This window comes from Arenibaculum sp. (assembly GCF_035998295.1).
Lineage (GTDB): Bacteria > Pseudomonadota > Alphaproteobacteria > Azospirillales > Azospirillaceae > DASYHS01.
The window spans coordinates 48,982-69,072 of record NZ_DASYHS010000207.1; the positions used below are offsets into that span (position 1 = coordinate 48,982).

Below are 20,091 nucleotides of genomic sequence, written 5' to 3' on the forward strand. Positions count from 1 at the left end.
GTCATCGTGGGGCAAAGAGAGGGGCCCGGAGGCCGGGCGGAAGGTGCAGGTCGAACCACGCCCGGACCGGCGCCAGCGCCGGGTGGCGCAGGCTCGCCTCGATCTGCCGCCACACCCGCGGCAGGTGATCGAGATAGCCGGGCTTGCCCGCGCGCGACCACAGCCGGACGAAGACGGCGGCGATGCGCGCGTGCCGCACCGCGCCGACCACGGCCATGGCATGGCGGAAGCCCGTCGGGTCCAGGTCCGGAAAGGCGCGCAGATAGCGTGCGGTCATCGCTTCGGCCAGGTCCGGCGGGACGTCGCGCCGCGCATCCTCGAGGAGGGAGACGAGATCGTAGCATACCGGCCCGATCCCGGCGTCCTGGAAATCGAGCAGCCCGCACGCCGCCACTCCCGGCCGGCCGGGCAGCAGCATCAGGTTGCAGGCGAAGAAGTCCCGGTGCAGCAGCGAGGCGGGCAGGGGCGGCACGCCGGACAGCACCTCGCGCCACGCCCGCTCCAGCCCCGGCCGCTCGCGCTGCGCCGCGTCGTGCCCCAGGGCTTCGGGCAGCCACACGTCCGCGAACAGCATCACCTGGTCGAGGAAGCGCGCCGCGTCGTAGACCGGCAGCCCGGCTGTGTCGCGGGCGGCATCGAAGCGGCGGTGCAATTCGGCCAGCGTGTCGACGGCCAGCGCGAACAGCGGCTCGGGCACGGCCCCGCGGTCGAGCAGTGCCGCGAACACGTCGTCGCCGAAATCCTCCATCAGCACCAGCCCCGCGGCCGGGTCGGCCGCGAGGATGTCGGGCGCGCTCAAGCCGGTGGCGCGCAGCAGCCCGGCGACCCGCAGGAAGGGTGGCACGTCGGCCGCCGGCGGGGCGCTGTCCATCAGCACGGCGCTGCGCCCGCCCAAGTCCAGCCGCAGGTACCGGCGGCCCGACGCGTCGCCGGCCAGCAGGCTGAGCCCGGCACCTGCCCAGCCGGCCTCGTCCAGGAACCGCTCGACCGCCTGCGCGCGGCCACTCATGCCGGCGCCACCGCGTCCAGGCGCGCGGCCCAGCTTCCCGTCCCGGCGAGCGTCGCGCGCCGCCGCTCGCCGCCCAGGATCTCGAGGCCGAGGTCGAGCCGCTCGGCCGGCAGCATCGGGCCGAGGCGGTCCGGCCATTCCACCAGGCAGACCCCCTCGCGCGCCTCGTCCCAGCCCAGCTCCACCACCTCCCACGGATCGGACAGGCGGTAGAGGTCGAAGTGCCAGATCTGGGCGACCGGCGCGTCGTAGACCTGGACCAGCGTGAAGGTCGGGCTCGGCACCTCCTCGTCCTCGCCGGCCAGCGCCTGGATCACCGCGCGCGCGAACGCGGTCTTGCCCGCGCCGAGGTCGCCGGCCAGCGCCACCACGTCCGACGGGCGCAGCTGCCCGGCGAGGCCGCGGGCGAGTGCCTGCGTGGCCTCCTCGTCGGGAAGCTCGAAGACCCGTTGCGCGGCGTCGGCAGGCATCGCGAAGCTCCGGGGTTGATTGCCCGGGGAAAACCGGACATGAACATGGGAGACGCTGTCCCCTCTTGGCCCTTTCCTAGCTGTTCCGGAGTCGTCATGTCGAGTGCTGTGGAGCGAACCGACGTCGCCATCATCGGTGCCGGCCCGGTCGGCCTGTTCGCCATCTTCGAATGCGGCATGCTGAAGATGCGCTGCCACGTCGTCGACGCGCTGGACATGATCGGCGGCCAGTGCTCCGCCCTCTATCCGGAGAAGCCGATCTACGACATCCCCGCCCATCCCTCGATCGACGCCGCCGACCTGATCGAGCGGCTGGGCGAGCAGGCGGCCCCCTTCGACCCGGTGTTCCACCTCGGCCAGCAGGTCACGGCGCTGACCCCCGCCGAGGGCGGGCGCTGGCTGGTCGAGACCTCGGCCGGCCGGCGGATCGACGCGCGCGCGGTGATCGTCGCGGCCGGCGTCGGCGCCTTCGGCCCGAACCGCCCGCCGCTCGACGGGCTGGAGCGGTACGAGGGCCGCTCCGTCCACTACCTGGTGCGCCGCCGGCAGGACTTCGCGGGCAAGCGGGTGGTGATCGCGGGCGGCGGCGACTCGGCCGTGGACTGGGCGATCAGCCTGGCCGAGGTCGCGTCCCGGATCATGGTCGTCCACCGCCGGCCCAAGTTCCGCGCGGCACCCGAGAGCGTGTCGCGCATGGACCAGCTCGTGCGCGACGGCCGGATCGAGATGGTCGTCCCCTACCAGCTCTCCGGCCTGGAGGGGCGCGACGGCGACCTGACCGGCGTGCGCGTCGCGACGCTGGAGGGCGAGGAGCGGGTGCTGGAGGCGGACGTGCTGCTGCCCTTCTTCGGCCTGTCGATGAACCTCGGCCCGATCGCGGAATGGGGCCTGGGCCTGGACCGCAGCCATATCGTGGTCGATCCCTCGACCTGCGCCACCAGCGCCCCCGGCGTGTTCGCGGTCGGCGACGTCGCGACCTATCCGCGCAAGCTGAAGCTGATCCTGACCGGCTTCGCCGAGGCGGCCCAGGCCGCGCACGCGATCCATCCGCTCGTCCACCCGGACGAGGTCCTGCATTTCGAGTACTCGACGACCAAGGGCGTGCCCGGCGCCTGAGGCCCGTCCTCTCCAAATCGTCCTCGTGCGCGACCGGCTTTCGGAGTAGTCTCCGGCCCATGGGCGAGGACGGGACCGGCGGTCCGGGCAAGGGCACAGGCAGGGGCGGGCGCGGCGGCTTCAGGGCGGTCGCGCTGGCGCTCGTCCTGTCGCTGCTGATGTCGTTCCTCGGCACGACCGTCGAGGCGGCCGGCGGCTGGGGCGCTCCCGGCCCGGCCGATGCCGCGTCGCCCGGCCTGGTCGACGGGGAGGACGCGCTCGACAGCTTCTTCCTGCCGCGCCCGGTGACGCTGGAGACCTCTCGCCACGCGCTCGCGGCGCCGCCCGCACCTCCCGCGCCGGACATGGCGCCGGCCGACCGGGTGGCGGTCCTGCCGTCCTCGTGGCGGATCCCCTTCGTCGAGACCGTCTCCACCCCCGCGTCCGAGGCCGGCCGCACCGGCCCGCGCTCGCCCACCGGCCCTCCCGCCGCCTGAGGACGGGTTCCCCGTCCGGGTGGCGCCGGCCCGCGTGGCCGGCCTTCCCCGATCAGCCGAGATATACGGTCGGTCCCCGCGCGATGCCTGGGGACCGCATGTCGGCGCCGGCCCCGCGGCCGGCGCCCGGGAAGGGTGCGGGAAAATGCTGGAACACCTCTACGTCGAAAGCCTTGTGGGCTTCGGCCTCTTCATCCTGTCCGTCGCCGTGGCGCGGCCGCTGCGCCGGTTCTACCTGCGCACGCCGACGCCGGCTCTGCTGCGCGGCGAAACGCGCTCCGAGCTGATCCTGCTCGGGTACTTCTGCCTGGTGCTGCTGAGCTTCGTCGTCGGCATCCACGGCCTGATCTGACCCGGAGACCTGCAATGCTCGCGATGAAGATCTACCTGTGGAGCCATTTCGGGCTCGCCTTCGCCGTGGCCGCCACGGGCCTGCGCCGCTACGTCCGGCGCGACGCCTTCGCCCTGTTCGGCGACGACGTGCTCCGGCTGCTCCTCGCCTTCATGGTGCTGGGCGGGGCGGCCGTCGTCTTCGTCCAGCAGGCCGGTTGAGGGAGGCGGGAATGAGCGTCGGAATCTGGCAGATCGTCCTGATCCTCCTTGCCGTGCTGGTCCTGTTCGGCGCCGGCAAGCTGCCGAGCGTGATGGGCGACCTCGCCAAGGGCGTGCGGAACTTCAAGTCCGGCCTGAAGGAGGTCGAGGACGGGCCGGCCGACGAGACCAGGCAGGGCTGACGCGGGCCGGGGCGGTCGCCCCGGCCCGCATACCCTCAGCGGTGGTGAGGTCCGCCGCGGCCGCGGCGCATCATCTCGTCGGCGATCTTCTGCTGCTCGGGCGTCAGCTCGGCGTACAGGGTCTCCACCGCGGGCCGGATCTCGCGCAGCTGCGCAAGGCCGGCCTCGGCGACCTGCTCGAACCGGGCCATGCGCTCGGGCAGGGTCGTCGGCTGCTCGGCCGTGCCGATCTGCTCGCACAGCCGGTCCATGGGCCCGGTCGAGGTCGTGACCTGCTGCTCGAAGGCGTCCCAGGCGGCCTGCTGCTCGTCGGTGATGCCGAGGCGCGTCTCGGCGTAGGCCAGCATGCCGGCGAGGCGGGCGTCGCTGCCCTCGCCGCAGAAATGGGCCAGCGGGCCGCCCGCCCCCCGGCCGCCCCAGGCGTGCCCCGTCCCGGGGGCGGCGACGGCGATGCCGGCGGCCAGGATGCCGGTGCCGGCGAGGGCGAGAAGAAGCTTCTTCATGGGTTGGTGCCTTTCACGTCGATGGGCTGATGGGCCGATCTTCGGCCGGGCGTGTAACCGCTTGATGTCGGGGGCCGGGGAGATTTGTAACCGTGTGTAACCGGGACCGGCTCCGTAACGGGCGGTAACAAATTTCCCCTACGCGCCGGGCCGGAAATGCCGAATGATCCGGCCATGGACCGCCAGCCCCACCTCCTCATCGTCGACGACGACCGCGAGATCCTCTCCCTGGTGTCGAGCTTCCTGTCGCGCCACGGCTACCGCGTCAGCACGGCGCGGGACGGGGTCTCAATGATGCGCGTGCTCGACGAGGCGCGCATCGACCTGGTCGTGCTCGACCTGATGCTGCCGGGCGAGGACGGGTTGAGCCTGTGCCGCCGGCTGCGCGCCACGCGCCAGACGCCGATTGTGATGCTGACCGCGATGGGCGAGGAGACGGACCGGATCATTGGCCTCGAGATGGGGGCCGACGACTATCTGGCGAAGCCGTTCAGCCCGCGCGAGCTGCTGGCGCGGATCAAGGCGGTGCTGCGCCGGGCCGGCGGCGGGTCCGGCGGGACCGCGGAGCCGGCCGGCCGCGTCCTGGAGTTCGAGGGCTGGCGCCTCGACCTCGCGCGCCGGGAACTGCGCGCGCCCGGCGACGTGCTGGTCCAGCTCAGCGCCGGCGAGTACGAGCTGCTGGTCGCCTTCGCCGAGCATCCGCGCCGCGTGCTGTCGCGAGACCGGCTGCTCGACCTCGCGCGCGGCCGGGCGGCCGCACCTTTCGACCGCAGCATCGACGTGCAGGTGAGCCGCCTGCGCCGCAAGATCGAGCCCGACCCCAAGGACCCCGTGATGATCAAGACCGTGCGCAGCGGCGGCTACGTCTTCACACCCGAGGTGAGCGCGAAGTGACGCTCCGGCTGCCCCGTGTTCCGCCGCTCGGCATCGCCGGCCGCATCGCGGTCACGATCGTGCTGGCGCTGCTGCTGACCCAGGTGGTCAGCGCCGGCCTCTACGTCCTCGACCACGGCCATGGCGGCTCGCCGGCCCGTCCGTTCCAGCTCGTCCGCCGCGTCGTCGCCGTGGTCGAGGTCGCCGACGCGACCCCGGCGCGCGAGCGCCCCCGCGTCGTCCGGGCGCTGGACGCGGCCGGGCTCGAGATCGCGTGGCACGAGCGCGTGCCCGACGGCCTGCGCGACGCCCGCGGGCTGCCCTTCGACGCGCTGCGCCGCCATCTCCGCGCCGAACTCGGCGATCCGGGCCGGCCGGTGCTGGTCGACGTGCGCGGCGGCCGGACGCGCGAGCGGGTGATGACGATGGCGGTGGCGCTGGCCGACGGCTCGTGGCTGTCGTTCCGGGCCGACGCCGACCGCGACGGCCCGTTCCGGCTGCTGCGCTTCGCCTTGTGGATGGCGCTGATCGCGGCCGTCGTCGTGCTGGTGTCGTGGTTGGCCGCGCGCCGGATCACCGCGCCGATCCAGGGCTTCGCGCGGGCGGCCGAGCGGCTCGGGCTGGACGGGGAGGCGCAGCTCCTGCCCGAGACCGGCCCGCGCGAGCTGCGCAGCGCCACCCGCGCGTTCAACCGGATGCAGGACCGGCTCAAGCGCTTCGTCGACGACCGCACGCAGATGCTGGCCGCGATCGGCCACGACCTGCGCACGCCGCTGACCCGGCTGCGGCTCAGGGCCGAGTTCGTCGAGGACCCGGACCAGCAGCGCCGCATGCTTGCCGACCTCGACGAGATGGAGGCGATGATCGTCTCGACCCTGGCCTTCGCGCGCGACGACGCGCGCCAGGAGCCGCGCGAGCGCATCGATCTCGCCGCCCTGCTGCAGAGCATCGCCGACGACATGGCCGACGCCGGCCGCGCCGCCTCCTACGACGGGCCGGCGCATCGGGTCTTCGACTGCCGCCCGGTGGCGGTCCGCCGCGCCGTCGGCAACCTCGCCGACAACGCCGCCAAATACGGCGGCACGGCGCGCCTGTCGCTGGTCGAGGGGCCGGGCCAGGTCACCGTCCTGGTCGAGGACGACGGCCCGGGCATCCCCGAGGCGGAGCTGGAGCGGGTCTTCGCGCCGTTCTACCGGCTGGAGCGCTCGCGCTCGCGCGATACCGGCGGGACGGGCCTCGGCCTGTCCGTCGCGCGCACCGTTGCCCGCGCGCATGGCGGCGACGTCGTGCTGGAGAACCGGCCCGGCGGCGGCCTGCGCGCGCGCCTGGTCTTGCCCGAAGCGGATCGCTAGCGTTTCCGGTCGTCCGGAAACGCTCGGGGGCGCGACCGCGCCCCCGCCCCGCCGGAAGCGCTCTAGGAGGCGGCGTCCCGCCGCTCGGCCGGGGCGATCGCCAGCGGCGTCGGGCTGGCCGGCAGCAGGCAGCGCACCGTGGTGCCTTCGTTGATGCGGCTCTCGATCTCGACCCGGCCGCCATGCAGCTCGACGAAGCTCTTGACCAGCGACAGGCCGAGGCCGACGCCAACCTGGCGCGCGTTGGGATGCGCGCGCTCGAAGCGGTCGAAGACGCGTCCCTGGTCGTCGGGCGCGATGCCGATCCCGGTGTCGCTGACCGAAAGCTCGATCCACCCGTCGCGGCGCCGGCCCGCGACGACGATGCGCCCGCCGGCCGGGGTGAACTTGATCGAGTTGCTGATCAGGTTGAACAGCGCCTGCTTCAGCCGCTTCTCGTCGGCGTCGGCCGAGCCCAGGCTCTCGTCGCACTCGACGTCGATGCGCAGGTCCTGCTTGCGGCCCCATTCGCGGGTGAGGTTGGCGACGCTGGCGAGCAGGGCTGCGAGGTCGACCGGCCTGCGCTCCAGGACCATGAAGCCGGCCTCGACGGTGGCGAGGTCGAGGATATCGTTGATCAGCAGCAGCAGCCGGTTGCCGCTGTCCAGGACCGCGCGGCAATAGTCGAGCTGGCGTTCGTTCAACTGGCCGAAATACTGGTTCGCCAGGATCTCCGCGAAGCCCATGATCGCGTTCAGCGGCGTGCGCAGCTGGTACGAGACGTTCGCGATGAACTCCGCCTTCAGGCGGTCGGCGGTCTCCAGCGCCGCGTTGCGCTCCCTCAGCGCATGCTCGACGCGCTGGGTGTCGGTGACGTCGAGGAAGCTGTTGAGCACCGCCCCGTCGGGCAGCGGGACGTTGGCGAACTCGATCGTCGAGCCGTCCGCCCGCGCGATCCGCCCGGAGCGCGCCGTGCGGTCGAGCGCGTTGCCGATCATGTCGTTGCGGAAGCTCTCCCAGTCGTCCCCGTAGTCGAACAGCCCCTTCATCTTCTCGATCAGCTCGACGACGTGCGGCTCGCCGTTCAGGGCGGCGGTGTCGAGCTTCCAGATGCGGCCGTAGGCGGGGTTGGACAGCTTCAGCCGGCCGTCGCCGCCGAACACGGCGATGCCCTCGGCCAGGTTGTCGAGCGTCTCCTGCTGCACCGCCATCAGCGTGTTGTAGGAGGATTCCAGCGCCAGCGCGTTGGTGACGTCCTCGAGGATGAACATCAGGCCGCCGAACGGGTGCGGCACGACGAGCCGGCGCAGCGTCTTCCCGTCCGGCAGGTGGTCCAGGTCCTCCTGCGGCTCGATCAGGGAGGTGAAGAGGGCGATCTGCTCCTTGCGGAAGCCTTTGAAGTCCGCGTGCTCGGTTATGCGGCGCCGGGTGCGCAGCTCTTCGAGCACCTCGGCATAGGTCGGCTCGGTGTCCAGCCACGCCTCCTCGAAGTCCCAGAGGTCGAGATAGGCGTGGTTGTAGAAGCGCAGCCTCGTATCGGGGCCGAAGATCGCGATCGCGGAGCCGAGCTGCTCCAGCATCTCCGCATGCGCCGAGACGTGGCGGGCGACCTCGTTGCGCAGGTCCTCGTTGGAGGTGGCGTCGATCGCGTAGCCGACGACCAGGGGTTCGGACCCGGCCGGCGCCGGGATCGGCGCCTCGGTGATCTCGAACAGGCGCCGCTGGCCGTTGACGACGAGGTGCACGGATTCCGACTGGGCGGTGCCCGTGGCGAGGGCCTGGCGGGCGAGGTCGCGTCCGGACGAGCCCGGCACCCCGGCCGTGAACTCGCGCTGCTCCTCGGCCGCCGCGGCCGCCGTGGTCTCGATCGCCTTCGCGTAGGCGGCGTTGACCCAGGCGAGCGACAGGTCCTGGCGGCGCAGCCAGATCGGGTAGGGGACGACGTCGAGCGCCGTGCGCAGGTCCTGGGCCAGCGCCTCGGCGGCGCCGCGCCGGCTGTCCAGCCGCCTCGCCTCGACCGCAAGCGCGCTGACGTCGCGCAGCCACACGATGTCGCAGGTCTCCGCGGCCGCCCGCGCCCCGTCCGGCGGACGGCCGCGCCGGCCGGTGGTCTGCAGGGTGCGCTCCCCGTCCGCGGTCTGCGCCGTGAACTGGAACCCCCGGCCGGTCGCATGCAGATGGGCGAAGGCGTCCCGGAAGGCGGCCGCGTCGGAAGGAGCCAGGGCCGCCTCGATCTCTTCCGGCCGGTCGCAACGCTCGATGCCGAGCAGGCGGCAGAACCCCGGCGAGATCGTCGTCCGCGTGCCGCCGGCGCTCCAGCCGGCCCAGGCGTCGGGTGCGCCGTCGAGCAGGGTTTCGAGATGCCTGCGCGAGGCGCGTTCCTGCGCGAGCGCTTGGCGTGCCCGGCTTCCGCGCGCCGTCAGGATGCCGACCGCCGCGGCGCCTGCGCCTGCGCCTGCCGCCGCGAGGCCGACCATGGCGGCATCGCCGCCGGCGATCGCGACTGCGGCGGCGCCGGCGAGCATCGGCAGGACGGCGAGCGCGGGCAGATATCTTGCTGTCGCTTCCTTCACTTCCGCGCGTGTCGCCTGCCATGCACCAAAAAAATCGGACCGGGCGCTGCGGCCCCGTCGCCGTTTATCTCACGACACGATGGTTAATGCGATAGCAATGAACCATGGCGTGCCCGTTTGGGAGAAAGGCCTGGAACGCGAACGCCCCGCGGAGATCCGCGGGGCGTGGGAACGTAGGGGTGGCCGGCGCAGGCCGGTTCAGTACCGGTAGGTGTCGGGCTTGAACGGCCCGTTGTGGCCGACGCCGATATACGTCGCCTGCTTGTCCGTCAGCTTGGTCAGCTTCGCCCCGATCTTCTCGAGATGCAGGCTCGCGACCTTCTCGTCGAGGTGCTTGGGCAGGACGTAGACCTGGCGCTCGTAGCGGTCGTGATGCTGCCACAGCTCGAGCTGGGCCAGGACCTGGTTGGTGAAGCTCGCCGACATCACGAAGCTCGGATGGCCGGTCGCGCAGCCCAGGTTCACGAGCCGGCCCTTGGCGAGGACGATCAGCCGCTTGCCGTCGGGGAACACGACCTCGTCGACCTGCGGCTTGACCTCTTCCCACTTGTAGTTCCGAAGGGAGTCGATCTGGATCTCGCTGTCGAAGTGGCCGATGTTGCAGATGATCGCCCGGTCCTTCATCTGCCGCATGTGGTCGAGCGTGATGACGTCGACGTTGCCGGTCGCCGTCACGAAGATGTCGCCGGCCGGGGCCGCGTCCTCCATCGTGACGACCTGATAGCCCTCCATCGCGGCCTGGAGCGCGTTGATCGGGTCGATCTCAGTCACCATGACGCGAGCACCCTGGCTGCGCAGCGAGGCGGCCGAGCCCTTGCCCACGTCGCCGTAGCCGCAGACCACGGCGACCTTGCCCGCCATCATGACGTCGGTCGCGCGCTTGATGCCGTCGACCAGGCTCTCGCGGCAGCCGTAGAGATTGTCGAACTTCGACTTGGTGACGCTGTCGTTGACGTTGATCGCCGGGACGAGGAGCGTGCCGGCGCGCGCGCGCTCATACAGGCGGTGGACGCCCGTCGTCGTCTCCTCCGACAGGCCGCGCACGTCCTTCAGCATCTCCGGATACTTGTCGTGCAGGATCTGCGTCACGTCGCCGCCGTCGTCCAGGATCATGTTCGGCGTCCAGCCGTCCGGACCGCGCAGCGTCTGCTCGATGCACCACCAGAACTCCTCCTCCGTCTCGCCCTTCCAGGCGAAGACGGGAACCCCGGTCGCCGCGATGGCGGCCGCGGCATGGTCCTGGGTCGAGAAGATGTTGCAGGACGACCACCGGACCGTGGCGCCGAGATGGGTCAGCGTCTCGATCAGCACCGCGGTCTGGATCGTCATGTGGAGGCAGCCGACGATGCGCGCACCCTTGAGCGGCTTCGACGTCCCGTACTCCTCGCGCAGCGCCATCAGGCCCGGCATCTCGGTCTCGGCGATCGCGATCTCTCTCCGGCCCCAGTCGGCCAGACCGATATCCTTCACCTTGTAGTCGGTGAACCCTGCAGGCGCGGCCATCCGTGTGCTCCTTCCTCGGAATAGGTTTGGACACGGTTTAGCAACGGCGGCAGGACCGGGCAAGCATAAAGACATCTTTATGTTTCGCCGCGCTCCCTCCTGGCCATCCGGGCGGCCGAAATGGGGTCCGTTCAGCCGATCGGATTGACCTGAAGGTTTTCCCCTGCTCCCTTCGTGCGTTCCGGACGCGCCGCTGGGCCGTCCGGAGATGCTTCCGGTGCTTCGTTGCGCGTCGCCCTGGCCGGCCGCACCGTGTCCTCGCGGAACGGACGCAGTCGGAGCGGTTGACGGATGCCCGAGGTCATTTCCACCGGTCCGGGAGACCGGGCCGTCCAGGGCGGAGGTGCCCTGTCGCGCCTTGCGCGGTCCCTCGGCCGGACGCTGCGCCGCTTCTCGGCCCGCTTTCCGACCTACGCCGCCGATGCCGTGGCGGACCCCCGCTGGCTGGTGATGTTCGTGTTCGCGCGGATGCTGGTCGCGCGGCGGCTCTACGTATGGTTCGTGCGCAGCACCCGGGAAAGCCGGGAGGAACCTGCCGCGCCCACCGTCTTCGCCGACGTCGACGAAGCCGCGGTGCTGGGCGATCTGAAGCGCGAGGGGCTGCATCGCGGGCTGCGCCTGCCCGACGGGCTCGTCGGCGAGATCCGGGCCTTCGCCTTGGCGACGCCGTGCTATGCCGGCACCACGCGCGACGTCTCCTTCCTGCCCGAACATCACGAGGAGGCGGAGCTGTCGTGCGGCCGGCCGATCCTGGTCGGCCATTATCTCGACCGGGTGTCGGACTGTCCGGCCATCGGGGCCCTGAGCCGCGACCCGGGGCTGCAGCGCATCGCGGCCGGGTACCTGGGCAGGCCCCCGGTTCCCGTCGCGACGCGGCTGTGGTGGAGCTTCCCGAGCACGCCGGCGTCCGAGGCCGACCTCCATCAGGCCTCGCAGGAGAGACTGCATTTCGACCTCGACGACTGGGGCCAGCTCAAGTTCTTCTTCTATCTGACCGACGTCGACGAGGGGGCGGGGCCGCACGTCTACCTTCGGGGCAGCCATGCCGTCCGCAGGCTGGCGCACCAGTTCTCGCCCTTCGTCGGGCTTTCGACCGAGACGGTCCTGCGGTCCTATGGCCGCGAGAACCTGACGGTGCTCACCGGGCCCGCGGGCACCGGCATCGTCGAGGACCCCTTCGGCTTCCACACCGGCACGCTTGCGCGGGAGCGCCGCCGGCTGATCCTCGAGCTTTCCTTCGGCCTGACCGGCGTGCTGGGCCGCCGGCGCCACGGCGAGATGGTCTCCGGCTTCTCCCTGCGTCCGCGGCGCGCGCCCGCGGGTTGACGGCGTGGCGCAGTGGTGTAGCGTCGGACACCACCTTCCGGAGGACTTCGCTTGGAACTCCACGTCGCGATCCTCGGCGCCCTCGGCGTCCTGCTGATCGGCACCATGAGCCCGGGGCCCAGCTTCGTGCTCGTGGCGCGCATCTCAATCGGCGAGTCGCGCAGCCATGGCCTGGCCGCGGCATTCGGCATGGGCGTGGGCTCCGCCGCGTTCTGCGGGCTCGTCCTGCTCGGCCTGCACGCGCTGCTGACGACGGTCGAGTGGCTTCATCTCGCCTTGCGGGTGGCCGGCGGGCTCTATCTCCTCTTCATCGCCTGGCAGATGTGGAAGGGGGCGACGAAGCCGGTCCCTGTTTCAGCCGGGGCGGATCCCGGGTCCGTACGAGGCCGCAGCCTCGCCAAGTCCTTCGGCTTGGCGCTCGGCACCCAGGTCAGCAACCCCAAGACCGCGCTGTTCTACGGCAGCATCTTCGCGGCGCTGCTGCCCGTCGGCCTTCCGCTATGGGTTTCGCTCGCCCTGCCGATGCTCGTCCTGCTGATGGAGACGGCATGGTACGGGCTGGTGGCGCTCCTCTTCTCGGCCACGGGGCCGCGCAGCGTCTATCTGCGCGCGAAGACGCTGCTCGACCGGACCGCCGCCGGCATCGTCGGCCTTCTCGGGCTCAGGCTGCTCCTGGACGCGGCGCGGGCGCGGTGACGGGTGCGGTAACGGGGCTCGCCGCACCCATGGGCTGGCGGGCGAGCCTTACCACCGGCGAGGCGAGGATCACGAGGGCCTGCGCGACGAACCCCACGGCGGCGACGACGAGGCAGGCATCGGCTCCGTAGGCGCCGCCGACCAACGCGGCGCCCGCGGCGCCGAGCGGCCGGAAGCCGTAGGCCAGGATGTTGATCGCCGATACCCGGCCGAGCAGGTCCGGCGGAGTGACGGTCTGGCGCAGCGTGGTCGTGCTGATGACCCAGAGAATCGGGCCGGCGCCCATCAGGAAGAAGCTGAGGCCGGCGAGCAGGCCCGACGGCACCCATATCGTGAGGGCCATCACGACCGACGCGGCGAGCCCCGCGACCGGCCCGATGGCGACGACGATCCCGAAGGGCAGGGCACGGACGACCCGCGTCGCCAGCAGCGCGCCGACCACCATGCCGACGCCGTAGGTCGTGAGCGTGGCGCCCACGCCGGCGGCGGAAAGGCCGATGGTGCGGATCGCATGAGGTACGTACGCCGCGTGCATCATGAAGAAGGCGGCGTTGAAGATCATCTGCGTCACGAAGACGGGGCGGAGCAGCGGGTGGCCGAACGCGAACCCGATCCCTTCCCGGATGTCCTGCAAGGGATGGCGATGCCGGGGCGTCGCGCGGGCCGGCTCCCGGATCCGGGCGAGCAGGAGCACCGCGAGGACGGACAGCGCGGCGGCGAGGCCGAAGGCCGGCGTCCCGCCGGTCCATCCCGCCAGCGCGCCGGCCAGCGCCGGGCCGCCTACGAAGGCGAGGGTGCGCGCGAGCTCTATCCGCGCATTGGCCGCGGCCAGGGCGTCCTGCGGCACGAGTGCCGGCACGAGTGCCGGGGCGGCCACGCTGTAGGCGACCGTGCCGCAGGCGCCGACCAGGCCGAGCAGCGCCAGCAGCCACCAGGTCAGGCCGCCGAAACAGGCGAGCGCCAGTATCGCGACCAGGGACGCGGCGCGCAGCGCCTCGGCGCCGGCCATCAGGCGGGGGCGCGACATGCGGTCGGCCAGCAGGCCCGCGGGAATGGCCAGCAGAAGGAAGGGCAGCGTCTGCGCGGTCTGGAGCAGGCCCGTCTCGCCGGCTCCGGCACCGAGCGCTAGCACGGCTACGATCGGCGCGGCGGCAAGGCCCACCTGCTCGGCCGCCTGGGCGGCGAGATTGGACCAGACGAGGCGGTTGAACGCCGGCGGAAGGGGGGGCGTGTCGGTCGGCAAGGGGCGGACTTTCCCGGATGGCGGTTCACCGCATCCTGACCCGGCGCGCGCCGCGCGCACTCCGCCCGTTGCTGTCGAATTCCGCGGGGGCTCAGAGCGCCCTGCGGAAGGTGAGATTGATGCGGCTGCGGCCGGTCAGCGGGTCGTGGCCCTCGGCCAGCGGCATTATCCCGTGGAAGGCGAGCCGGGCGGGGCCGCCCCACACGGCGACGTCGCCGCTTTCCAGGGGCACCCGGCGCGGCCGGTCGCTGCGCTGGAGGCCGCCGAACAGGAACACGGCAGGCAGGCCGAGCGAGACCGACACGATCGGGGCGGCGTAGTCGCGCTCGTCGCGGTCCTGGTGCAGCGACAGCCGCGTCCCCGGCTCGTAGCGGTTGATCAGGCAGGAATCGGGCTCGAAGCCATCGAAGCCGCCCGCCGCGGCCGCGCGCATCGCGAGGTCGCGGAAGGAGGGCGGCATCGGCGGCCAGGCCCGCCCCGTCTCGGGGTCGTCGCAAGCGTAGCGGTAGCCGCGCCGGTCGGTGACCCAGCCGGCACGTCCGCAATTGGTCATCGCGACCGACATTCGATAGCCGCCCGGCGTCGTCATGTGGCGGAAAGGAGCCGCCGCCGAAACCTCGACCACCGCGGCGAGGATGTCCTTCGCCTCGCGCAGGGCGAACCCGCGCAGGACGGCGGCCCCGTCGCCGAGGGCCTCGATGTCCCCTCCGCCGAACAGATCGCGCATTCCCGGACATCCCCCTCCGCCGTTTCGACCGAGCGATAGGTTGGGCGTCCGGCGTCGCGGTGAAAGGGTACGAAGACGGGCTGCGGAAAGCCGATGCGGATGTGACACCTTCTGCCGCTTCGTGCAGGATGCCGCCCCGGGGATCGGTCGTCCCCATGCGACCGGTCGACGAGGGAGGGGACATGTCCGCCGTCAGGGAAGAGGTGATCGCCTCCTTTCGCACGCAGGCCGTCTGGTGCCGGCGCCTGGGCTCGCCCTTCACGGCCGGGCTGCTGGAATGCGCCGCCGCCGAGCTTTCGGATGGCGGCGGCCTCGCGGGCCTGCTCGGCTCGTGGCCGGGCGATCCGGTCGCCGACGCGTTGCCGCTGCGTCTGGCCGGGGCGCTGCACGCCCTGGTGCTGGGTGGGGCCGATCCGGCGCTGGCGGAGGTGTATCCGCCCCGCACACCCGATCCCGAGGCCGTTTGGGCTGTTGCCGCCGCGGCTATCGCCGCCCATGAGCCGTTCATCCGGGAGTTTCTGCGCTCTCCGCCCCAGACCAACGAGGTGCGCCGCTCGGGCGTGCTGCTTGGCGGCTTCCTGGAGGTGGCGCAGCGTGCTTCGCTGCCGCTGAGGCTCCTGGAGATCGGGGCCAGCGGCGGCTTGAACCTGATCTGGGATCACTACCGGTACCGGTTCGGGGCGCGGGGCTGGGGCGATCCGGCCGGCGCCGTCGAGATCGCTCCCGAATGGCAGGGCGGATGGCCGCCCCTCGACGTGCCGGCGAGGGTCGCGGAGCGGGCGGCCTGCGACACCAACCCCCTCGATCTCGACCGCGCGGACCATCGGCTGCGCCTGCGTTCCTATGTGTGGGCGGACCAGCGCGAGCGCCTGGCGCTCCTGGACGGGGCGATGGCGGCGGCGCGGCAGGCCGGCGTCCGGGTCGATCGTGCCGACGCGGGGGACTGGCTGTCGGCCCGGCTGGCCGAGCCGGCATCGGGCCGGGCGAGCGTCGTCTACCATTCCGTCGTGTGGCAGTACCTGCCGGCGGCGGTCCAGGACCGCATCGCCGAGGTCGTCCGGGCGGCCGGCCAGCGGGCCGGGGACGACGCGCCGCTCGCCTGGCTGCGCTTCGAGCCGGAGCCGGGAGGCGCGTTCGAGCTGCGCCTGACCTACTGGCCCGGCGGGTACGACCGCGTCCTGGCCCATGCCCAGCCCCATGGCGCGAGCGTGAACTGGCTGGCGTGAGGCGCTCGGCTCGTCACACGCCGCGCGCGGCCAGCTCGTCCAGGATCAGTTGCCCGAAAGCGAGATTGCCGTGCAGGGGGTCGTCGGCCTCGCAGAATTCCGGGTGCTGGAAGCCGGAACCATCCGCGGCGACGGATCGCACGTCCACGATCTCGACGCCGAGCGCATCGAGCGCGCGGCGGATCGTTTCCTGGGCCGCCATGAACGCCGCGGGGTCCGACAGGACCGGCACCCGCTGCGGCGGCATCACGGCGACGATCCGCAGTTTCAGCGAAAGCGCGTATTCGTAGAAGGCGAGCGCGCCGCGGGCCATCGCGAGGATGATCTCGTCGAACAGGCGGCTGGACAGGAACCCCTCTTCGAACGCCCCGGTCCGTGCCTGGTAGATCTCCCAGTTCTCCCTGGTCGCGGGAAAATGGGCGCTGAAGCCGACCGTCGAGACCACGGGGACGGTGATCCGGGAAAACGTCGGCGCGCCGAGTTCGCCGAGGAACCGGCGGAACAAGGCGTTCGCTTCCTTCTTCCGGAAGGTGAGGTCGCCCTCTGCGCCGTCGAAGAAGTCGGTGTTGAACTCGCGCCCGGCACCGAGCGGACCGCCGGTGAAAGGGAGTCCCTGCCGGCGCGCCGCCTTCCCGATAGGGCCGGCGTGGGAATCGCCGATCAGCAGGAACCTAGCGGTCGCGGTAGTAGTCGAGCACGGCGTCGTCACAGAGGAAATCCTCGCCGGGGGCGGTCTCGGGGGGAGGGAGGACAGGGGCCGGAGCGGGGGCAGGCGGCTCCTGGGCATGGATCGCGCCGAAGAACTGCCGCATCACGAAATCGACGCCGGTCGGCGATACGCTGCGCATGTTCTTCTCGAAGAACATGCCCTTGAAGGGGAAGCCGGTGATCATCTCGTAGGAAGGGAAGTAATCGACGTGATCGCATTCCTCGGCAAGCTGCCCGGCCGCGGCCCTGAGCACGGACTTGGAATAGGTCGTCGCGGTCAAGGCATGCCGGCCGGTGGCCGTGGCCGTCAAGGGGACGGGCGACACGGTGAGCAGGATGCGCATGCCGGGGTTCACGTTCCGGATCATCGCGATCGTCGCGTTCAGGTCGTCATGGACCTCGGCGTGGGTGAAGTTGCGGAAGCGGTGGACCGCCGGGTCGAAGGTGCCGCGGATCGTTCCCGGGCAGACCGGGTACACGGTCGAGGTCGCATCGTTGCTCCAGGCTTCGGTCAGGCCCAGGGTGAAGACGAAGCAGCGGGCCGTGGTCATCGCCGTCTCGACCGCGCGCAGGGTCGTCCGGCGCGAGTGCCGAAGGTCGTCGACGCAGCCGAAGCCCTCCGGCTCCACGGCCGGGCGGAACGGATCGAAGAAGCGGCCGCCCTCGGTCCAGACCTCGTCCGGCGGTGACGACACGCCGAGCGCCCATTCCACCCACTGCCTGAGCATGGCGGCCGTGTAGACGTTCCCCGTCCGGAACGAGAACACGCCGTAGTGGCGCTTCTCGCGCTCGGGTTCCGGCACGTCGGAGGGGGCCGGTTCGGCGTCGAGCCAGTTCATGCCGTGCCCGGCCAGGGCTCGCCCGATATGTCGGGCGAAGCACGAACCGGCCGTCGCGATCGCGTCGTGCCGGCCGATCGGGAATTTCGGCGTCCACAGGTCGTCGATGGACGCGGCGTCCCTCTCCGCGACCGCTGATCGCCAGAACGAGCGGGAAGGCAGCGACTGATACGGATTCATGTCCAGGCGGTCGTGGATGCGGTGCTTCTCGGGCGTGATGCTATGACCCGGGTCCATGCGAGGGCAATGCAATTCCTGCCTGGGCCGTACACAAAATGGATGCCTTCTATTTGTCGTGGCTTATTTTGCATGCGTGAGTATGAAGTGAATTTTAGAAAGCTCGGAAAATCTGAAGGTATGGTAGAGCGGTTGCGGTGTTCTTCTCCAGTAACCGACGATCAAATAAGTTGCGGCTGTAACACTGTCTCTTGTGAAGCTCCGATCCGTGAGCTAGCTTGCCCGCTCGCGCCGACAGGTTTTCTTGGACTGACTGGAGAGGCGCGACATTTTCGACGTGATGCGTAGGGGTGGGCATGGAGACGCCGGAACAGCCGGAGGATTGGAACCGGACCGAGGCGGAATATCCCACGGACCGCTGCCTCCATGAGCTGTTCGAGGCGCAGGCGACGCTGAACCCGGACGCGCCGGCGCTGGTCCATGAAGGCGAGGTGCTGAGCTACGGTGCGCTGAACGCGCGCGCCAACCGGCTGGCGCGCCATCTGCGTACGCTCGGCGTCGGGCCGGACCGGCTGGTCGCGATCCGCACCGAGCGCTCGCCCGGGATGGTGGTGGCGCTGCTGGCGGTGCTCAAGGCGGGCGGGGCGTACCTGCCGCTCGATCCCTCATATCCGGCCGAGCGCTTGGCCTTCATGCTCGCCGACGCGGCGCCGGTCGCGGTGGTGACCGATGGTTCGCCGGGCACTCTCCCGGTCCCGGTCCCGGTCCCGGTGCCGGTCGTCGATCTCGGCGCCGAGGCGTCCTGGGCCGGGCTGCCCGATACCGACCTCGATCGCGGCGCCCTGACGCCGCGCAACCTCGCCTACGTCATCTACACCTCAGGCTCGACCGGCACTCCCAAGGGCGTGATGGTCGAGCATGTCGGGCTCGTCAACCTCGCCTTCGCCCAGGCGGCGGCCTTCGACGTGACGCCGGCGAGCAGGGTGTTCCAGTTCGCGCCGTTCAGCTTCGACGCGTCCGCGTTCGAGATCGTGATGGCCCTGGCGCATGGCGCCGTGCTGTGCCTCGGTCCGCGCGGCGCGGTCCTCGCCGGCGAGGAACTGGCCGATGCGCTCCGGCGATGCGGGGCCACGCACGTGACCTTGCCGCCGGTCGTGCTGGCCGGGCTTCCGGACGGCGCGCTCGATGCCGTCCGTGTCCTGATCGTGGCCGGAGAGTCGCCGACCGCCGCCGCCGTCGCGCGCCGGGGCTCCGGGCGCCGGATGTTCAACGCCTATGGTCCGACGGAGACGACCGTCTGGGCCAGCCTGCATTCCTGCGACCCCGACGCCGATCCGGCCCGCGTCGTCCCGATCGGCCGTCCGATCGCGAACGTGCGGATTTACCTGCTGGACGAAGCGGGGGCGCCGGTGCCGGCCGGGGCGGCGGGCGAGATCCATATCGGTGGCGCCGGCGTGGCGCGAGGCTACCTGAACCGTCCCGAACTGACGGCGGAGCGTTTCGTCGCCAGCCCGTTCGTGGAAGGCGACCGGCTGTACCGCACCGGCGACCTCGGCCGCCGGCGTCCGGACGGCGCGATCGAGTTCCTGGGCCGCAACGACTTCCAGGTGAAGGTCCGGGGTTTTCGGATCGAGCCGGGTGAAATCGAAGCACGCCTGTCGAGCTGTCCCGGCGTGCGCGACGTCGTCGTCGTGGCCCGGGACGGACGCCTGGCGGCCTACTACACGCCGGCTTCGGGTGCCGAGGTGGGGGCCGAGGCATTGCGGGCGCATCTGGCGTCGGCGCTGCCGGACCACATGGTGCCGACGGCCTATGTCCAGCTCGATGCCCTGCCGCTGACGCCGAACGGCAAGATCGACCGGACGGCATTGCCGGCCTCCGGCGACACCGGCGCGCACGCCCATATGGCGCCCCATGTGGCACCGGTCGGGCCGGTCGAGACGGCGCTGGCGGCGATCTGGGCCGAGGTGCTCGGGATCGGGCGCGTGGGGCGCGACGAGTCCTTCCTCGGCCTCGGCGGCGACTCCCTGATGGCGGTCCAGGCGATGACCCGCATCCGGGAGCGTTTCGGGCGGAGCCTTCCCGTCAAGGCCCTGTTCGCGGCGGGCACCGTCGCCAGTGTCGCCGAGCTGCTCGTCGCGGACGGCGTCGAGGACCGGGGCGAGACCTTGGCCGGCGAGGCGTCCTCGGAGCTGCGCGTACCGCTCTCCTACCAGCAGAACGGCGTCTGGCTGGTCGAGAAACTGTCTCCCGACTCCCTGGCATACAGTGCGCAGAGCATCATCCGGATTCACGGCGAGATCGATCCCGAGCTGCTCCGGGCCTGCCTCGACGACATCGTCTCGCGCCACGAGATCTTCCGGACGACCTTCCACGAAGGCGAGGACGGCGTCCCGTACCAGAAGGTCCACGCGCAGGCGCGCGCCGCTCTCGACCTCGTCGACCTGCCGGAAGACGGCCCGGAAGACAGGGACGATGCGCTCCGGTCCGTCGTCGACCGCGAGGTGCGGAAGCCTTTCGATTTCTCGACGCTGCCGCTGGTCCGCTGGGTCCTGGTGAGG

At 71.4% G+C, this 20,091-nt stretch carries 20 protein-coding genes; 11 read left to right on the plus strand and 9 right to left on the minus strand.

Annotation, left to right across the window (positions count from 1 at the left end; genetic code table 11):
- Position 1: 1 nt before the first annotated feature.
- Positions 2-1,009, minus strand: a complete 1,008-nt coding sequence (locus VGO20_RS20260; protein WP_327504196.1) for an aminoglycoside phosphotransferase family protein — start codon at positions 1,007-1,009, stop codon at positions 2-4.
- On the minus strand, positions 1,006-1,479 hold the full coding sequence (gene tsaE, locus VGO20_RS20265) for a tRNA (adenosine(37)-N6)-threonylcarbamoyltransferase complex ATPase subunit type 1 TsaE (protein ID WP_327504197.1): 474 nt from the start codon (positions 1,477-1,479) through the stop codon (positions 1,006-1,008). The genes VGO20_RS20260 and tsaE overlap by 4 nt, the downstream gene beginning before the upstream one ends.
- Before the next feature lie 96 nt (positions 1,480-1,575).
- Here tsaE and VGO20_RS20270 point away from each other — a divergent pair, with 96 nt between their 5' ends.
- The 5 genes from VGO20_RS20270 (at position 1,576) to tatA (ending at position 3,805) form a co-directional block, all read left to right on the plus strand.
- The gene (locus VGO20_RS20270; protein WP_327504198.1) at positions 1,576-2,595 is read left to right on the plus strand and encodes an NAD(P)/FAD-dependent oxidoreductase; all 1,020 of its coding nucleotides are present in this window, start codon (positions 1,576-1,578) and stop codon (positions 2,593-2,595) included.
- 59 nt (positions 2,596-2,654) lie between these two features.
- Complete coding sequence (locus tag VGO20_RS20275; RefSeq protein ID WP_327504199.1) at positions 2,655-3,071, plus strand: hypothetical protein; 417 nt, start codon at positions 2,655-2,657, stop codon at positions 3,069-3,071.
- A 145-nt stretch (positions 3,072-3,216) separates the two neighbouring features.
- Positions 3,217-3,423 carry a hypothetical protein gene (locus VGO20_RS20280; protein ID WP_327504200.1) on the plus strand — a complete coding sequence of 69 codons (207 nt, stop codon included), beginning with the start codon at positions 3,217-3,219 and terminating at the stop codon, positions 3,421-3,423.
- Positions 3,424-3,437: 14 nt separating this feature from the next.
- Positions 3,438-3,623, plus strand: a complete 186-nt coding sequence (locus VGO20_RS20285) for a hypothetical protein (protein WP_327504201.1) — start codon at positions 3,438-3,440, stop codon at positions 3,621-3,623.
- An 11-nt stretch (positions 3,624-3,634) separates the two neighbouring features.
- A complete protein-coding gene (tatA, locus tag VGO20_RS20290) occupies positions 3,635-3,805 on the plus strand; it encodes a twin-arginine translocase TatA/TatE family subunit (RefSeq protein WP_327504202.1) in 171 nt (56 codons plus the stop codon).
- Positions 3,806-3,840: 35 nt separating this feature from the next.
- Here the strand turns inward: tatA and VGO20_RS20295 are convergent, their stop codons facing one another.
- The gene (locus VGO20_RS20295; protein ID WP_327504203.1) at positions 3,841-4,308 is read right to left on the minus strand and encodes a Spy/CpxP family protein refolding chaperone; all 468 of its coding nucleotides are present in this window, start codon (positions 4,306-4,308) and stop codon (positions 3,841-3,843) included.
- Positions 4,309-4,482: 174 nt separating this feature from the next.
- Here VGO20_RS20295 and VGO20_RS20300 point away from each other — a divergent pair, with 174 nt between their 5' ends.
- A complete protein-coding gene (locus tag VGO20_RS20300) occupies positions 4,483-5,202 on the plus strand; it encodes a response regulator (RefSeq protein WP_327504204.1) in 720 nt (239 codons plus the stop codon).
- The gene (locus VGO20_RS20305) at positions 5,199-6,533 is read left to right on the plus strand and encodes an ATP-binding protein (RefSeq protein WP_327504205.1); all 1,335 of its coding nucleotides are present in this window, start codon (positions 5,199-5,201) and stop codon (positions 6,531-6,533) included. Before VGO20_RS20300 ends, VGO20_RS20305 begins: the two co-directional genes overlap by 4 nt.
- Before the next feature lie 62 nt (positions 6,534-6,595).
- Here the strand turns inward: VGO20_RS20305 and VGO20_RS20310 are convergent, their stop codons facing one another.
- A complete protein-coding gene (locus tag VGO20_RS20310) occupies positions 6,596-9,085 on the minus strand; it encodes a PAS domain-containing sensor histidine kinase (protein ID WP_327504206.1) in 2,490 nt (829 codons plus the stop codon).
- A gap of 198 nt (positions 9,086-9,283) precedes the next feature.
- Positions 9,284-10,588 (minus strand): adenosylhomocysteinase, encoded by a 1,305-nt coding sequence (ahcY, locus tag VGO20_RS20315; RefSeq protein ID WP_327504207.1) that lies wholly within the window; start codon positions 10,586-10,588, stop codon positions 9,284-9,286.
- Between the two features lie 291 nt (positions 10,589-10,879).
- On the opposite strand from ahcY, the gene VGO20_RS20320 reads away from it, so the two are divergent.
- Positions 10,880-11,914 carry a phytanoyl-CoA dioxygenase family protein gene (locus tag VGO20_RS20320; RefSeq protein WP_327504208.1) on the plus strand — a complete coding sequence of 345 codons (1,035 nt, stop codon included), beginning with the start codon at positions 10,880-10,882 and terminating at the stop codon, positions 11,912-11,914.
- Between the two features lie 51 nt (positions 11,915-11,965).
- Positions 11,966-12,610, plus strand: a complete 645-nt coding sequence (locus VGO20_RS20325) for a LysE family translocator (protein ID WP_327504209.1) — start codon at positions 11,966-11,968, stop codon at positions 12,608-12,610.
- On the opposite strand, the gene VGO20_RS20330 is transcribed toward VGO20_RS20325, so the two are convergent.
- Both VGO20_RS20330 and alkB read right to left on the minus strand, forming a co-directional pair.
- Positions 12,576-13,853, minus strand: a complete 1,278-nt coding sequence (locus tag VGO20_RS20330; RefSeq protein ID WP_327504210.1) for an MFS transporter — start codon at positions 13,851-13,853, stop codon at positions 12,576-12,578. The two genes, VGO20_RS20325 and VGO20_RS20330, sit on opposite strands and share 35 nt — an antisense overlap.
- Positions 13,854-13,944: 91 nt before the next feature.
- Positions 13,945-14,580, minus strand: a complete 636-nt coding sequence (gene alkB / locus VGO20_RS20335) for a DNA oxidative demethylase AlkB (protein ID WP_327504211.1) — start codon at positions 14,578-14,580, stop codon at positions 13,945-13,947.
- Positions 14,581-14,762: 182 nt separating this feature from the next.
- Between alkB and VGO20_RS20340 the strand changes: the two genes are divergently transcribed.
- Positions 14,763-15,806, plus strand: coding sequence for a DUF2332 domain-containing protein (locus VGO20_RS20340; RefSeq protein ID WP_327504212.1), 1,044 nt, complete (start codon positions 14,763-14,765; stop codon positions 15,804-15,806).
- A 13-nt stretch (positions 15,807-15,819) separates the two neighbouring features.
- On the opposite strand, the gene VGO20_RS20345 is transcribed toward VGO20_RS20340, so the two are convergent.
- Positions 15,820-16,515 carry a hypothetical protein gene (locus VGO20_RS20345; protein ID WP_327504213.1) on the minus strand — a complete coding sequence of 232 codons (696 nt, stop codon included), beginning with the start codon at positions 16,513-16,515 and terminating at the stop codon, positions 15,820-15,822.
- On the minus strand, positions 16,478-17,590 hold the full coding sequence (locus VGO20_RS20350) for a GSCFA domain-containing protein (RefSeq protein WP_327504214.1): 1,113 nt from the start codon (positions 17,588-17,590) through the stop codon (positions 16,478-16,480). The genes VGO20_RS20345 and VGO20_RS20350 overlap by 38 nt, the downstream gene beginning before the upstream one ends.
- 296 nt (positions 17,591-17,886) lie before the next feature.
- Between VGO20_RS20350 and VGO20_RS20355 the strand changes: the two genes are divergently transcribed.
- A partial coding sequence (locus VGO20_RS20355) for an amino acid adenylation domain-containing protein (protein WP_327504215.1) occupies positions 17,887-20,091 on the plus strand: 2,205 nt, incomplete at its 3' end.

Coding starts and splice junctions, on each gene's coding strand:
- VGO20_RS20270 (WP_327504198.1), top strand. CDS start 1,576: ATGTCGAGTGCTGTGGAGCGAACCGACGTCGCCATCATCGGTGCCGGC.
- VGO20_RS20295 (WP_327504203.1), bottom strand. CDS start 4,308: ATGAAGAAGCTTCTTCTCGCCCTCGCCGGCACCGGCATCCTGGCCGCC.
- tatA (WP_327504202.1), top strand. CDS start 3,635: ATGAGCGTCGGAATCTGGCAGATCGTCCTGATCCTCCTTGCCGTGCTG.
- alkB (WP_327504211.1), bottom strand. CDS start 14,580: ATGCGCGATCTGTTCGGCGGAGGGGACATCGAGGCCCTCGGCGACGGG.
- VGO20_RS20285 (WP_327504201.1), top strand. CDS start 3,438: ATGCTCGCGATGAAGATCTACCTGTGGAGCCATTTCGGGCTCGCCTTC.
- ahcY (WP_327504207.1), bottom strand. CDS start 10,588: ATGGCCGCGCCTGCAGGGTTCACCGACTACAAGGTGAAGGATATCGGT.
- VGO20_RS20320 (WP_327504208.1), top strand. CDS start 10,880: ATGCCCGAGGTCATTTCCACCGGTCCGGGAGACCGGGCCGTCCAGGGC.
- tsaE (WP_327504197.1), bottom strand. CDS start 1,479: ATGCCTGCCGACGCCGCGCAACGGGTCTTCGAGCTTCCCGACGAGGAG.
- VGO20_RS20350 (WP_327504214.1), bottom strand. CDS start 17,590: ATGGACCCGGGTCATAGCATCACGCCCGAGAAGCACCGCATCCACGAC.
- VGO20_RS20275 (WP_327504199.1), top strand. CDS start 2,655: ATGGGCGAGGACGGGACCGGCGGTCCGGGCAAGGGCACAGGCAGGGGC.
- VGO20_RS20280 (WP_327504200.1), top strand. CDS start 3,217: ATGCTGGAACACCTCTACGTCGAAAGCCTTGTGGGCTTCGGCCTCTTC.
- VGO20_RS20300 (WP_327504204.1), top strand. CDS start 4,483: ATGGACCGCCAGCCCCACCTCCTCATCGTCGACGACGACCGCGAGATC.
- VGO20_RS20260 (WP_327504196.1), bottom strand. CDS start 1,009: ATGAGTGGCCGCGCGCAGGCGGTCGAGCGGTTCCTGGACGAGGCCGGC.
- VGO20_RS20340 (WP_327504212.1), top strand. CDS start 14,763: ATGTCCGCCGTCAGGGAAGAGGTGATCGCCTCCTTTCGCACGCAGGCC.